The organism is Thermococcus litoralis DSM 5473 (assembly GCF_000246985.2).
Taxonomy (GTDB): domain Archaea; phylum Methanobacteriota_B; class Thermococci; order Thermococcales; family Thermococcaceae; genus Thermococcus_A; species Thermococcus_A litoralis.
This window is the reverse complement of sequence record NC_022084.1, coordinates 1320814-1335044: the sequence shown is the minus strand read 5'-3', so window position 1 is coordinate 1335044 and position 14231 is coordinate 1320814. Positions and strand designations below refer to the sequence as shown.

11 protein-coding genes are annotated in these 14231 nt (G+C 46.3%); 1 reads left to right on the top strand and 10 read right to left on the bottom strand.

All coding sequences use genetic code 11. The features are described from left to right. Nucleotides 1-66: 66 nt before the first annotated feature. The 5 genes from OCC_RS07200 to OCC_RS07180 form a co-directional block, all read right to left on the bottom strand. The gene (locus OCC_RS07200) at nt 67-1173 is read right to left on the bottom strand and encodes a SufD family Fe-S cluster assembly protein (protein WP_004070315.1); all 1107 of its coding nucleotides are present in this window, start codon (nt 1171-1173) and stop codon (nt 67-69) included. Then, nucleotides 1173-2600, bottom strand: a complete 1428-nt coding sequence (gene sufB, locus OCC_RS07195; protein ID WP_004070314.1) for a Fe-S cluster assembly protein SufB — start codon at nt 2598-2600, stop codon at nt 1173-1175. The genes OCC_RS07200 and sufB overlap by 1 nt, the downstream gene beginning before the upstream one ends. Beyond that, on the bottom strand, nt 2597-3322 hold the full coding sequence (gene sufC / locus OCC_RS07190) for a Fe-S cluster assembly ATPase SufC (protein WP_004070313.1): 726 nt from the start codon (nt 3320-3322) through the stop codon (nt 2597-2599). The genes sufB and sufC overlap by 4 nt, the downstream gene beginning before the upstream one ends. 135 nt (nt 3323-3457) lie before the next feature. After that, entirely contained in the window at nt 3458-4060 is a 603-nt protein-coding gene (gene iorB, locus OCC_RS07185) for an indolepyruvate ferredoxin oxidoreductase subunit beta (protein ID WP_004070312.1), read from the bottom strand. Next, nucleotides 4057-6060 carry a thiamine pyrophosphate-dependent enzyme gene (locus OCC_RS07180; RefSeq protein WP_004070311.1) on the bottom strand — a complete coding sequence of 668 codons (2004 nt, stop codon included), beginning with the start codon at nt 6058-6060 and terminating at the stop codon, nt 4057-4059. Before OCC_RS07180 ends, iorB begins: the two co-directional genes overlap by 4 nt. A gap of 178 nt (nt 6061-6238) precedes the next feature. Here OCC_RS07180 and OCC_RS07175 point away from each other — a divergent pair, with 178 nt between their 5' ends. Next, nucleotides 6239-7084 carry a hypothetical protein gene (locus OCC_RS07175; RefSeq protein WP_004070310.1) on the top strand — a complete coding sequence of 282 codons (846 nt, stop codon included), beginning with the start codon at nt 6239-6241 and terminating at the stop codon, nt 7082-7084. Here the strand turns inward: OCC_RS07175 and OCC_RS07170 are convergent. From OCC_RS07170 to OCC_RS07150, 5 genes are all read right to left on the bottom strand, one after another. Then, nucleotides 7081-8784, bottom strand: a complete 1704-nt coding sequence (locus OCC_RS07170) for an HsdM family class I SAM-dependent methyltransferase (protein WP_004070308.1) — start codon at nt 8782-8784, stop codon at nt 7081-7083. The genes OCC_RS07175 and OCC_RS07170 overlap by 4 nt on opposite strands. 147 nt (nt 8785-8931) lie before the next feature. Further along, nucleotides 8932-9456, bottom strand: coding sequence for a ferritin (locus OCC_RS07165; protein WP_004070305.1), 525 nt, complete (start codon nt 9454-9456; stop codon nt 8932-8934). Between the two features lie 73 nt (nt 9457-9529). Next, nucleotides 9530-12016 (bottom strand): hypothetical protein, encoded by a 2487-nt coding sequence (locus OCC_RS07160; protein ID WP_004070304.1) that lies wholly within the window; start codon nt 12014-12016, stop codon nt 9530-9532. A 136-nt stretch (nt 12017-12152) separates the two neighbouring features. Beyond that, complete coding sequence (gene thiI, locus OCC_RS07155; RefSeq protein ID WP_004070301.1) at nt 12153-13244, bottom strand: tRNA uracil 4-sulfurtransferase ThiI; 1092 nt, start codon at nt 13242-13244, stop codon at nt 12153-12155. A gap of 1 nt (nt 13245) precedes the next feature. After that, the gene (locus OCC_RS07150; protein WP_004070299.1) at nt 13246-14202 is read right to left on the bottom strand and encodes a HesA/MoeB/ThiF family protein; all 957 of its coding nucleotides are present in this window, start codon (nt 14200-14202) and stop codon (nt 13246-13248) included. Between the last annotated feature and the right edge of the window lie 29 nt (nt 14203-14231).

Below are 14231 nucleotides of genomic sequence, written 5' to 3'. Positions count from 1 at the left end.
GAGTTACTTGTAAGGGTATATAACAGTTGTGCTTTACAAGGAAGAAAAAAGTAAACAAAATTGTACTCACAAAAGCTCTTCAATGAGGGTCATTATGTTGCTTCTGGCCTTTGCCTTTAATCTCTCTAGGTGATCACTTAAAGCCTCTCCAATGCCGTGCACAAAAAGGCTCAAGGCTTCTTCCCTGCTCAATCCACGGGAGCGGAGGTAAAATAGGGCATCCTCATCAAACTGGGCAACGCTCGACGAATGCGACGCCGTCTCTATCTCTCCGGTGTCCACCTCAAGCATAGGCACGCTAACGCCCAAGGATCCCTCATCCATGATGACCACGTGGGAGCTGACTTCACTCGAAGAGTTCTTAGCCTTTTCAAAAACTTTTGCTACACCTCTGTGCACTACCCATCCATTCTTGTAGGAATAGCCGTTTACCCGTGTTTCACTTTTACTTTTCTCTCCATATTGAAGAACATTAGTTAGGTAATCAACGGCTGAGCCTATCCCTATGGGAATTCCCCTTAAGATGAGTTCGCTTCCAACTCCTTCAAGGGAGTAGTCTTCTCTGTGATGGCTCATTTTTCCTCCCTTGACTATAGTGAACGCTCTAACCTTTGATCCCTCGCCAAGCGTAGCTCTGAGAAGGTAGTGGGACAAAGCTTTGTGATTCCCAACGGTCAAGATCTCAGCTTCAGCATTTTTAAGCCTAAGTTCAACCACAAAGGATTTTGTTCCTTTTTCAGAGAGGTCGTAGATTATTATCGGCACATTGGTGTTTTCTACTTCAATACTGAGGTGATGGCTTATGAAAGCATTTTCAGAGAGGTGGGAAACTATTACAAGCGGTTCAAGCAAGTTTTTGGTTATCTTAAGCCGGTAAGCTTTCTTAAGGGCATAAAAATGGAAGCCCAGAATTCTCGACTCTTCTGGCTGAGAAAGACCTAGGGTTCCCTCCTCAAGCTCAACTCCTGGGGGAAGATTAAAACTTGTCTCGCTTCCAGAAAACACAACGTGTCCGCTAACCGGCACTTCGCCGGCTTTTGCTTCCGTAGGGAGCTTTAGCGGAGAGTTTTCCTCGAACAGCTTCCATTTGGTGTAACTCCTTATCGTAGGGCTATCTCCGTACTTCTGATAGGTGAGCTTTTCAAGCGCTTCTGCAGTTATTGTAAGTGACATCATCCAACACCTCCCACTTCGCTGAACTCAAGCTCTATAACCTTCTTGAGAACTTCAACGTATTCAAAGGGAAGTCCCTCAAGAATTTCGCTTATAAAACCAAGCACTATGAGGCTTTTAGCTTCTTCTTCCTTTATGCCCCTCGCGTTGAGGTAGAAGAGCTTATCTTCACTGAGCTTTCCAGTCGTTGCCTCGTGAATTATGCTTGCCGAAGGCTCATCGTTCTGGTTGTGTGGATAAGTGTAGGCCCTGCTTTTTTCATCAAGAATGAGAGAATCACATGAAACTGTAGCAGTTGAGTTCTTTGCTCCCTTGGCTATCCTCACGAGACCACGATAAATGTTTATTCCCCCGTTGGCACTTATGCTCTTGGAAATTATCTTTGAACTTGTATTTTTGCCCACGTGAAAGCTCTTAGCTCCAGTATCCTTTAGGAAAGGTCCGTTGCTGAGTGAGACTACGTATTGAGCAGTCCTGGCGTTGTCCCCTTTTAGAACACTTGACGGATATGTGTAGGTTATTCTGCTCCCTATGCTTCCCTCTATCCACTCGACGTAGGCGTTTTCCTCGATTATCGCCCTTTTGTTGTTGAAGTTTATGACGTTCCTGCTCCAGTTCTGTATGGTGGTGAACTTGACGGTTGCTCCCTTGTGGGCGTAAATCTCTACCATGCCGTCGTGGAAGGAGAAGCCCTTGTACATCGGTGCTGAACAGCCCTCAATGAAGTGGACGTAGCTGCCTTCGTCCGCTATGAGGAGAGTGTGCTCGAACTGACCCTCAAGTGCCGAACCGATGACGAAGAAGGCCTCTATCGGGAAGGGAACTCTGACCCCCTTGGGGATGTAGACGAAGGCACCTCCACTCCAGAGCGCATGATGAAGGGCCGAGAACTTGTGCTCACCCGGTGGAAAGACCCTTCCGAAATACTTCTTGACCAAATCGGGGTATTTTTTCACGGCCTCCTCCATTGGAACCATTATTATGCCCTTCTTCTCAAACTCATCTTTGAGCTGAGAATAAACGCTCTCGCTGTCAAATACCGCCGTAAGTCCAGAAAGAAACTTCTTCTCTATTTCCGGAATGTTAAGTCTCTCAAAAGTTTTTCTAATGTTCTCTGGCAAATCATCCCAGTCCCTTACCTCCTTCTGTAGCTCCGGTTTGGTGTAAAGAATAAGGTTGTCCAGATCGAGTTCCTCAATACCAACAACCCATTTGGGCATTGGGAGTCTTTCAAAAAGTTCTAAAGCCCTCAACCTATGCCTAAGCATCCATTCTGGTTCTTTCTTTATTCTTGAAAGTTCCTCAACGGTGTCTCGGCTTATCTTTCCCTTCAGTTCTATTTCCTTAGGATAGGGGACAGCAGTACCGAGTATTTCCTCAAGGGAGCCAGCCTTTAAAATTTCTTCAAGCTTGGAATATTCGGTCATAACGCCTCCACCGCCGCAAAACCCTTCTCCTCTATCATCTTTACCAGCTCAACTCCCCCAGATGCAACTATTTTTCCTTCCTTAATAACGTGAACCCTGCTGGGCTTAAGGTGCTCGAGGATTCTACCGTAGTGGGTTATCAAAAGAATCGACGTGCCTTCTTCGTGAAGTTTGTTTATAACATTGGCTATCATTTTTAGAGAATCCACATCAACCCCGCTGTCGGGCTCGTCCAAGATAAGAAGCTTTGGCTTCACAAGGTATGCTTGGAGCATTTCAAGTTTCTTTCTCTCGCCTCCAGAAAATCCGACGTTCAAGAACCTTGCAAGTATTGACTCATCTAACCCGAGCTCTTGAACAGCATTAAATATGAGCTCATAAGCCTGTATCTCATCAAACCCCTTGAGGTTCTTCAAAACTCTCTGCAAAAACTGGATAACCTTGACACCTTCAACTTCCACTGGATGTTGAAAGCTTAGAAAAATCCCCTTTTTGACCCTTTCCTCGGGAGGCATATTGGTTATGTCTTCTCCTTCAAAGAGTATTCTACCGTCTACTACTTGGTATTTTGGATGACCTGCTATGGTCAAAGCGAGGGTGGATTTCCCACTTCCATTAGGCCCCATTACAACATGGAGTTCTCCATCATCAACGGTGAGGGAAATACCCTTTAAAATCTCCTTATCTTCCACTTTAACTCTCAGGTTATCCACTTTCAACATGACCATCACCGTCCATTATCGGTACATTTTTGTGTAAGAGAAAATGCTTTTAAAAGTTTTCTACACAAAAGTGGGTATTAAATCAACATAACAGGAAAAATATCATGCTCACGGCTAAAACTAAAAAAGGAAAAATCAAAGGAGCTTTTTCATCGCGTTGTATCCAAGCTCAAAGGCCTTTACGTTGGCCTCCACCGCCTTCTCTGGCACGCTCGCCTTCACAGCTTCGAGCATCGTCTCCTTATCTATTGGAAAGTCTGGAAGGGCCGTTAGGGCACCAACGAGGACGACGTTCTGAGCGAGGGCTGTTCCTGCTTCTTCAGCCAGGTTGAGGGCGTCTATCTCGTAGAGCTTCGCACCGGATTTCCTTATGTTCTCGACTATCTCCTCGTAGGTGATGTATTTGTCTATCTTGCCCTTCACGAAGTTCTCCGTCTCGTATGGGTGGTGGATGAGGCGCGTGTTCGTTATCACAACTCCTCCGGGCTTGAGGAAGTAGACGTAGCGAAGAGCCTCCATCGGCTCGAGCGCTAAAATCACGTCTGCCTCGCCGTAGGGAATGAGTGGCGAAAGGCCTTCGCCGATGCGCTGGTGAACTATAACGGAACCGCTTCTCTGGGAGAGGCCGTGGAGCTCTCCGCTGACCACGTGGATTCCCTTCCTCGCACAGGCCTCGCCGACTATGTTGGACATGAGCACTATGCCCTGCCCGCCGACGCCGCAGTAGATGACGTTCATTGTCCTCCCCTCCTGAGCATTATCTGCTCCAGTTCGCGGTAGTCCTCTATCGTCACGTAGGGCTTGTCCTCGCCGCCGTAGAGAATCGCCGTCGAGTGAATCGCGTTGTGAGGACACAGCTGGGCGCAGACGCCGCAGCCGACGCAGACCTCCGGCAGAATCTTCGCCTTCAGGTCGGTCTCGTCTACCACTATCGCCGGACACCCGAAGTCCCTTATGCAGTTGTAGGCCCTCTCACAGGCATCCTTGTCAACGAAGTAGGGGATTATCTTTCCTCCGGCGCGCCTGTATTCGCGGAAGTGGTAGAGGGCGCAGTCTCCCCTCGATATGACCACGGAAAGGCCGTCGTACTTCAGAGCTTCCCTGAGCTTGCCTATGTTCTTTCTAGCCTGGAAAGAATCCACAACCACTATCTTTTCCACGCCGAGACCTCTCAAAACGCTCTCTATGTCTATGCGCTTCTCGTAGGGGTTTACCTTCTTTGGACTGCCTGGGTGGGCCTGCTGGCCGGTCATGGCCGTTACGGCGTTGTCGAGAATTATGAGCGTCATCTTGGAGCTGTTCCTGATGGCGTTGACTATTCCTGGTAAAGCTGCGTGGAAGAACGTTGAGTCTCCTACAACGGCAACTACCCTCTCCTGAGCGGAATGCTGGACACCGTGGGCTATTCCAAGGGAAGCACCCATCGCTAAGAGAGAATCAGTCCAGCCGATGTGCTCCAAAGCCAGCATCGAGTAGCAGCCGATATCGTTTGCTAAGTAGTAGTTCTCTATGTTACCCATCGCCCTTCTGAGCGCCCAGAAAGTGGCTCTATGAGGACAGCCGGCGCAGAAGGTGGGCATCCTCGGCGGGGCGAGCTTTGCCAGCTCCCACATCTTCTTGAAGTGCCCCTCGTAGTCAAAGGGGAGCTCCCTTCCAAGAACCTCGGCGAGGACCTTGATGACTATGGGAACGTTGTACTCGAGCATCTCAAGGAAGTGGCCGCTCTTCTTGCCGATTATCTCGATGTTTGGATTCCTCTCCTTCGCTATCTGCCTCACGAAGCCCTCTATGTAAGGAGTTAGCTCCTCCACTACCACTACCTTCTCAAGGCCCTCTATGAAGTCCCCGATGAGCTTCTCCGGGATTGGATTCAGCACCGAGAGCTTGAGCACGTATGCTTCTCCTCCGAGCTTCTGAAGGCTCTCGAGGACGTAGGAGTAAGCTACACCAGAGGTGATTATGCCGATCCCCTTCGCCTCCTCTGGCTTTACAGCTTTCACTTCCTTGCCGTCGAAGTACTCAACGCGGTTCAGGGCCAGGAATTCAGGGTCTTCCTTCATTTTCGCTATCTTTTCTAAAAGCTCAGCCTTGAACTTCCTCGCAAGCGAACCAACGGTCGCGTAGCTCCTCCGGTTCTCCTTCCATGAAAGCTTATCGAAGGGCGTCCTCTCAAGCTTTCCAACCTTTACGAGGCCGCTCTGGTGGTTCACCCTTGTCGTCGTTCTCACTAAAATAACGCTCCCGTACTTCTCGCTCAGCTCGAAGGCCTTCTTCACCATCTCGTAGGCTTCTTGAGGGTTGGAAGGTTCGAGCATTGGCAGATAAGCGGTGTAGCCGAACCACCTGCCGTCCTGCTCAGACTGGGAGGAGTGGGCATAGGGATCGTCCGCTATAACCACAACGAGCCCGCCCTTGACTCCCGTGTAAGCGAGCGAGTAAAGCGTATCAGACGCAACGTTTCCGCCGACGCTCTTCATTGAAGTGAATCCCCTGAGGCCGACGAAAGCGGCTCCGGCAGCTGTTTCAAGGGCAACCTTCTCGTTGGCGGCTATCTCAACGACGATGTCATCTCGGTAGTGGGAGACCCTGTCGAAGGTGTCGAGAATTTCTGTTTGGGGAGAACCTGGATAAAAAGCCGCAACTTTCACATCGGCCTCCAGTGCTGCCCTTACAATAGCCTCATTAGCCAGCATATACCCCATGTGGGGCTCCTCTTTGAGAACCTCTTTTAGGGACATAGGAACACCATATGGTTTTGGAAGCGAACCTATATATCATTTTTCTGGACAGAAAAAGGCAGCGTTAAACATTATTGGGATTGAAAGTGAAAGTGTTTAACGACTACTTACAATAGAAGCAAAGCTCTACAAAACAGTTTTAATTTGTCCATGGTTTAGTCTCCTACGAGGTGAAACTATGGAAACTAGCGTTTGCCATACTTTGAAGAGCCCTGTTATTAAGAAGTTCTGTGAGTCTATAACTGAATTGGCCAGAACCTCTAGGGGATACTTCGAGCCTATTCAGGACGATTTTCTGAAAGCATACTATCAAATCGTTGAAAAAGCTCGTATTAACGGCAGACTTCCAGAGGGAGAATACCGACAGAAAGGAAACGCATTTAGAGATTTTATCAGCGAATTGATTTACATAAGATCTGGGGGAATCTACCGCCTAACAGATAGAAGAATTCCTGGCTATTCTGAGAGAACTCATGACGTTGATCTCGCTTATGTGAGGGACGCTACTGTTTTGGTGGCTGGCGAAGTCAAAATGACAGGTAGCCCAAGGCATAAGAAGGGAACAACGGTTCAGAAGGAAAGAAAGACGCAGAGCGATCTAGATAAAAGATTAAAAGAAGTCAAGTTCACCGCAGTGGATTTAAAACTTCGCTACACTCCCGAAGAGGCCATAATAAATGCCTTAAACTCCAAGAATACTTTTTCTGAAGTTTCTAATAACAGTTGGTGGATGCGATGGATTCATACCTCCATTCCCGGCTTTTACTCGTTCTGGGCATCCAGGCTTGCCTCGGGCCGTCTTGACAAGAAAACAGGAAGGAGAGTAGACTTTGATAATCCCGATCTTCTTCTCGAAAAATTCAGGAATCTACTAAAATACAACAACGCAGTAGGTCTTTTCATGTTCCGGGAGGAGAATGGCAGATACGTTCCCGTTGAAACTGAGAGAATCAAAAGGGAAAGAATTTCAATAGACGACGCGGTGAAGGATCTTATAAAGTTCCTAGATACTCACTTGGATTAGCCAAGGCTCTTTTTCATTCTTCTTTCCTGGAGATACTTCCAGGTCTCCTCAATAACCTCAACATCCCGTGGTTTCAATCCGAGTTCTCCTTCAAGTATGACCTCATTGACAATAGCAACAGCATCAGCGGTTCTTTTAGCCCTTAGTAACCGGTCAACTTTCGAAGAGATATCAAGAATTTCCTTTGGTTCTTCAGCCATTGGAATTAAGATTTTCTCAGCTTCTTTTGGCTCGATCTTTAGGACGCCTCCCCCGTAAAATCTTCCTACAAGCTCAGTGGAGAGCAATGTTAGAGAGTTGTAAAACAGAGTAGAGAGCAGCCTCGGTTCAAGTTTCCTCTTGAGGAATATCTGGTGAATTGTGTTTGTGCTAGTGGCTTTCCGCTCATTTACCACGATCTCATTGGAAGCCATTTTGGGTACTTCATGGGACATATAGCTCATAAAAAGGTCTGGAAACCTAACTCCAGGCACGGTATACCATGTTTTTCTTATTCTCACTTTGTAGCGAGCTCTAACGTTGAGTTCGTCTCCTCTTTTAATTAGGTATTCTCTCACCCCCATTCCCAGTTCGTCCCATGGTTTTGTAACCTCCAGAAGATAGCACTTTTGGCCGAGCTTTTTGATAAGTTCCCAGTCGGAGGTTGTAATTTCAACTCCGGATATTTGTTCAGCCCGAGAGACCAAAGGTACCAGATATTCCTTCTCGATTCCCCATGAGCTTGCCTCCTCTTCCGTTAGGGTAAAGAATTCATTGCTTCCAGTCACCACTCCAATTGTCACTATTCCCAGCTCCCCTAGTAGTACAACCTTTTCCTGCACTTTATTAAGTATTTCCCCCAATGAACTTTCCAAATTCTGCGGGAGTATGTACTTTGTCCATTTCTCATCAGGATTTGGCCGCGTAAGTACGAAAGTTGAAGATTCCAAATCCAACCCAGAGAGCTCCCTTTCATCAGTAACCTCTACAAATCGAACCCCATAAGGCCCAGATTTACTGGCTAAGAGCAAAACTGTATCTTCGAGAATGCCTGGGAATACTCTCCTCTCAAACGAGATTATCGTAATATTAGAAAACTTCTTCAGAAGCCATTTTCTAAATGGTTTTGCGTATCCAACATGGAGAAGTTTCGAAGGAAGGACCATCGCAAGACGACCATCTTTTTTAAGAAACTTCTCTGCATGAATTACGAATGGAACCCAGGATGCTGTGAGTTCAGGCAGCTTAACCCCCTCTTCGAGGGCCGTTCTGAGAGCCTTCTCCCTTGTTTTTCCCGAAAAAGATTGATATCTAATGTACGGAGGATTTCCAACAATAACATCCACCCTTGGAATTTTTGGGGCTGTGAGCAAGTTATTCAGGGTCTGCTGACCTCTTGGAGGTTCTAAATCAAAAAAATCTGCATTTATCAGAGTTGGCACAAAAGAAAATTCAGTCAAAAGAAGTTTTTTAGTCTTTTCAAGTATTTCAGAATCTATTTCTACGCCATAAACCTGTTTAGATATTGATTCTGGGGAAGCCCCGAGTTCCATCAACCGCCTGATTGCCGCCCTTAAAAAAATACCATCTCCACAACTGGGTTCGAGTATTAAGTCTTTGGGACTTTTTATTGCCCAATTAACAAGAAATTCCGCAATTTCAAAGGGAGTAAGAACTTGGCCCAGCTTTTTTATTTTATCGAGAGTTGGTGCTTCGGTCATGTTCTCTCACCTACTCGAGTATACTCGAGTCATGATTATAAAATTTTCGGAAGTAATCGATCTAAAAAATTAAGAGGTTATCCTTGGATTGGGAATGGTAAACTCAAGTATCGGATCGCAAAAGAGATAAGAGAAGAAAGAACAAAACTACTCCCCATCCTGCATAAGGAGACCTGGAAGCTTCGGAGTTCTTGCGGCTAATTCCCTATCAAGCATAAACACGATCTGTGGGCTGTCCTTGGCGAACTTTAGCTTATCCAGTATTTTCTTTACACTCGCTTCTTCCTCAACCTGCTCGTTAATAAACCACTCCAAGAATGCCCTCGTTGAGTAATCTTTTTCCTCCTCAGCCAAAGCTGCCAGTTCGTTTATACATTTGCTTATGAACTTCTCATGCTCATAAGCAGCTTCAAAAGCCTCTACTGGGCTTTCCCACTCCTTTGGAGGTTGCGGAATCTCAGTAAGCTCAACTCTCCCGTTTCTGTCGTATATGTAGTTGTAAAATCTCAATGCATGTCCTATTTCTTCCTCAGCCTGAGCTTTCATCCAGCTGGCAAAACCCTCAAGGTTCAAATCGTCAAAATACGCTGCCATAGCAAAGTACAGATAGGCAGAATAAAGTTCTCTGTTTAGCTGCTCATTCAGAGCCTTAAGCATTTTTTCACTCAACATGGCTATCACCGCTACTTTTTTGGACTTTAGGGTATTTTAAGATATTGGTTTGAATTCATTCTTTCTCTATACGCTACTCTTTATTTTCCAGACACTTGACGAATGCATCCCACACCTTGAAAGGCCCGGTAAAGCAAGTCATATAACAGTTGCAGTCAAAGTTGACATCTGCGCATTCGAGTATGGTGCATATGTTGGCCGGGTCTTTGGGATCTATGCCATCAAGGGGAGCCAAACACGGGTGTAAATCACCCCACCCCGGCTGGGGAAGACTGTTCCAGATGTCACTTGCATAAGAGTTTATTGAAGCTCCAGTTACAACGGCATTGGTCTCAGGCATTGGAGGCCATGGAATGATGCATTGATATCTTTCTATGACATCCCATATCAGATGGAAGTAGTAAGCAAAAACCACAGCAGGTCCAAAGTTTTTACTTTCAAGGCAGCACAGCCTACAGGTTTCACCTTCCACAACGCCAACCATAGAGGCTTTAAGTTTGCACAGTTCACACTCCTCTGGAGTAGTATAAGTCTTCAAGCTCATGGGTCCTAAAGGATAAGTATTGGCATGCATTGTGTTGAGTACTATCTCACCAAAACTTGCAGAAAAACTGTTGTAGCCAGGCCCATTTCTTAGGATGGCATTAACTCCGGGGAAGAAAGGCACCGTTAAGTTCCTGTCTTCTGCCATTGCAACCATAAGAGATGTCGTTGAATTACCCGATCTGAGGAGAACCTCATGAATACCATAATCAAGTGGAATATTAAGTCTCCCTCTCTTATCGGTCCTTCCGATTTCTTCGCCATCTACTAAGACAGTTATGTTAGCACCATAAAAGGCCGGAGGCATAACCACAACGATAGAAAGAGTTAGGGGTTTTTCTTCTAAGACAGCTTCTCTTGGTTTTGGTACTACAAAGTACCCTGCTATTAAGATGAGCCCTATGAGTAGCAAAACCAACCCTCTCTTATCTTTCTTCATGTAGAATGCAATTCCTCCAGCTCCAGTTGTAACACCGAGAACCACGAGAAGAACAGCCCAGTTAAAAGTACTCGGTTTAGGTTCTGGGGTTTCAGTTGAGGAATAACTTCTATTCTCTACAAAGAAGGAGAAGTAGCCATCCGAGTCTGTCCAGACTGTTCTCCCTGAGATGTTCACAGGTGCTCCAGGCACGTTTATTTTTCCATAAATAATCGTCCCATTTTTTACTCTAAGGGACTTTTTCCAGAGGAGTTTTGGCTTTAAATCACTTATGATCACTGTTTGATTCATGTAAACGTCCTCGCCGTCAAAGTAGACCGCTGTGATGTTGTACTCACCGGCCAGGAAAGTTGCGTTCCACTCCACCTCCTCCCCCCACCTCGCGAGCTTTCCGTTTATGTAGATGAAAACCGGCCCCGGGAAGCACTCCCTCGGCGTCACCCACGCCCTTAAGGTTCCACTCTCGTAGAGGAGGTGAACCTTTGGCCTCAGCTCTTCGAGGAGTATTAGCTTTCCATCTGAACCAACATAACCCCCACCGAAGTCGTGCGTGAAGGCGATTGCATAGAAGGTAGTGTAGCCCTCGGGATAGTCCCTTTTCTCCACCTTTTCAAGCGTGGGCTCTATCTCCATCTCCCCGCGTTTAACTTCCAGGGTCTTGGTGGGTCCCCCAAGGGCGATAACCTCCGCTCTCCCGGTTTCCTTTTTGAGAACGGCCTTTCCAGTCCACGTAACGTTCCCCGGGTTGAAGAGCACCAGATCCCAGTCCGAGTTCATTACGAGAACGTAGTTTCCAAAGAGCTTAACGTGGAGGGGTCTACCTATAATCTTGAGGAAGTGAAAAGTAGCGTTGTGGGGCTCAAACATCGCAACGCCCGCCATTTCGCCCTCCATTATTGCCACGTAAACTGTGAGGTTCCCATCCACGGTTATCCCGTCTGGAACGAGAGTCGAATAGTTCTCGGGGAAGCGCCACAGGTAGAACGTCCCGTTATCCGGGAAGAGCAACCCTACGCCACCCTTGGGCTCATTTTTAAACTCAACGGTGAAGTAAACCCTGTCGAGAACTGGAAAGACGTCGTAGGCTTTGAAGGTCTCGTTGGGGAGGCGATAAAAGGTCATGGTGCCGTTTTTAAGTATTCCAACTCCGCCGGTTCCGTTGAGCATACCGGCGAAGTACGCGGTATCTCTTTTGGTATAGACGTGGATGAACTGCAAGCCGGGGTATTCCCAGGCGTAGAGCGTGTCGTTGGAGGGATTCAAGGCCAGAGCCGGCCCCCAGTCAGCGGCCATGTAAACTTTATCTCCAACCGAAAGGCCGTTGAGGAGGTAGGGCTGTTCCCAGTAGATAAAGTGAGTCTCGTTGGTCTTGAGCCACACCCTTTCTCCGTAGGTGCTGAAGTAAAGCCCATCGGGGGAGAGCCTGGGATGGAGTATTATTCCCCCAACGTCCCATACAAATATTTTTCCAGAGGATGCAAATGGGAGTGTTAGCAAAAAGAGGAGCACAGCACACAAAGATTTTTTAGAGCTCGGGAACTTCATTAAATGAGGCAAGGAAGAGTCCCCTAAACCCATCCACAATTCCTCCTTTTGAAGTTTGGCTAAATGTTTATACAGCCTAAAACGATATAAAGTTTGCTTTCTCAAAAAGAATGTTTTGAAAAGTAAACTTCTATCATAAATCAAGAAATACTATTTCTTTGTAAACTTCTCAGATTATGCCCTCCTTTCTAAGCTCCTCCCTTATTCTTTCAAACTCTTCCAGTTTTCCCTGTGTAACTACCCTTTCGGGCCTGAAGGGACAGTCGCAGTAAGGATACTCAAGAAAAGCTTCATAGGTACCTGTCTTCCTTGCTATCGCCACTATCTCCTCCTTGTCAAATCCCAAAAGAGGCCTATGGACTGGAAAATCCACACTCATGGTTTCAAAGTAAAGATTCGTTAGGGTTTGAGAGGCTACTTGTCCTAAAGAATCCCCTGTTACTATTCCAAGGGCACCCTGCTCTTTTGCTATCTCAGCTGCTCGTCTGAGCATAGCAACCTTGCATACTACACATGTCCATTCTCTGCGGTTGAGCTTATTCAAGGTAAAAACGTAGGGCTTAAGGATCTCGAAGTGGTTCTCCACGATCAGCTCTATTGGCTCGGGGGAGTAGTCGTTGAGGATCTCTACGACCCTCTCTACGACTTTTTTCGCGTTTTTTCCTTGGTCAAAGTGAACCGCTGTTATCCCAGCCCCTCTTTTTAGCATTAAGAATGCCGCCACTGGAGAATCTATTCCTCCACTCAAGAGAACAACAACTTTTCCCTGTGTGCCCACGGGAAGACCGCCAACGCCTCTAATTTTCTCAAAGAACACGTAGGCTTTACCATCTATTATCTCAATGCCTACGGTAAGTTCCGGGTTCTCTAGATCAACCTTCCACCCAAACTCCTTGACAATAAAAGCCCCTATCTCCCTGTTGACCTCCATAGATGTCTTCAAAAAAGTCTTATCCAGTCTTTGAGTTTCAACTTTAAAGCTCCTTGGATTAAACTGTCTAAGGGCTTTCTTGAGATATACAGGAACTTCGTCGTAGTCCATAGCTCTAGCAGGAGATACAGACACCACCCCGGGGATTTTGGCTATTATCTCCGCTGCTTCATTCGGGGCATCAACGAGAATCCTTCCCCTTATTACCTTCACTTTTCCAATTATGCCTTTCCTCCTTAGAGCCTTCTGGATATTCTCGGCTAATTTTCTCTCAAACTCCCTTCTTTTTCTACCTTTTATTGCTATCTCTCCGTATCTTACGAGTATCACGTCAACCACCCAAATATCTCGCAAAGAGATTTTTTGCTTCTCTCTCCTCTTCAGCTCCCCTAATTACCATCCTCCCACCTTTGAATATCAATATCTCATAATCCTCATCTTCAAATTGAATGAATTGGGGAGTTTTTAGGTATTCAATACCAAGCTTTTCGAGCTGTTTTCCAAGTTCTTCAAAGTTAACATCCATTCTCTCTGGAGGTGTTACTTGAATTGAGCCATCGCAAAGTCTTTCTATTTTTATGCGCTTTTCCAGAAATGTGAACTCCCTTCTTACACATGCAGGACAGTCTTCCCTCCTAGGTACTTCAACTTTTTCAAAGTCCAGAGTTTTTGTATCAAAGAATATGAGTTCGCTTTTAACTTCTTCTCCCAGCAAAATCTTCGCTGCAATACTAACGGCTATTGAAGCCGCTAGGGGTGGAACATAACTCATAATACCGGCTATTGCACAGGTAGGCATGGGTCTAGATGGCAACTTTGGCATAAAACATCTGAAGCATGCTGTTTTACCTGGAATTATCGGCATTATGTTTCCATAGGTAGATAAGACCCCCACATATATCCAAGGCTTACCGTTTTTTACTGCATAGTCGTTTATAACCTGCCTTGTGTAGATGTTGTCGGTTCCATCTATTATCAGGTTAGCTTCGTCAAGAAGAGCAACTGTTGAGGGGTTCAAATCCTCAAAGTAACCTTTAACTCCAAATTTCTCCTTTAGCACATCCACTTTTGGCTTTCCTATGTCTTCCTTAGTGTATATTGTCCTAGGGAGGTCGCTTTCGTCTACAAAATCCCTGTCTATGACGATTATCTCTCCAATTCCAAGTTTATGGAGGAAGTAAACTTCCCAACTCCCAAGGGCACCAGCCCCAACGACTGCCACCTTACTCTCGCTCAGCTTTCTCTGTCCTTCAATGCCTATGATAGGGAAGTGTCTCGAAAAGTCCATGCTACCTCACCGAAAAAAGTATGAAAGAT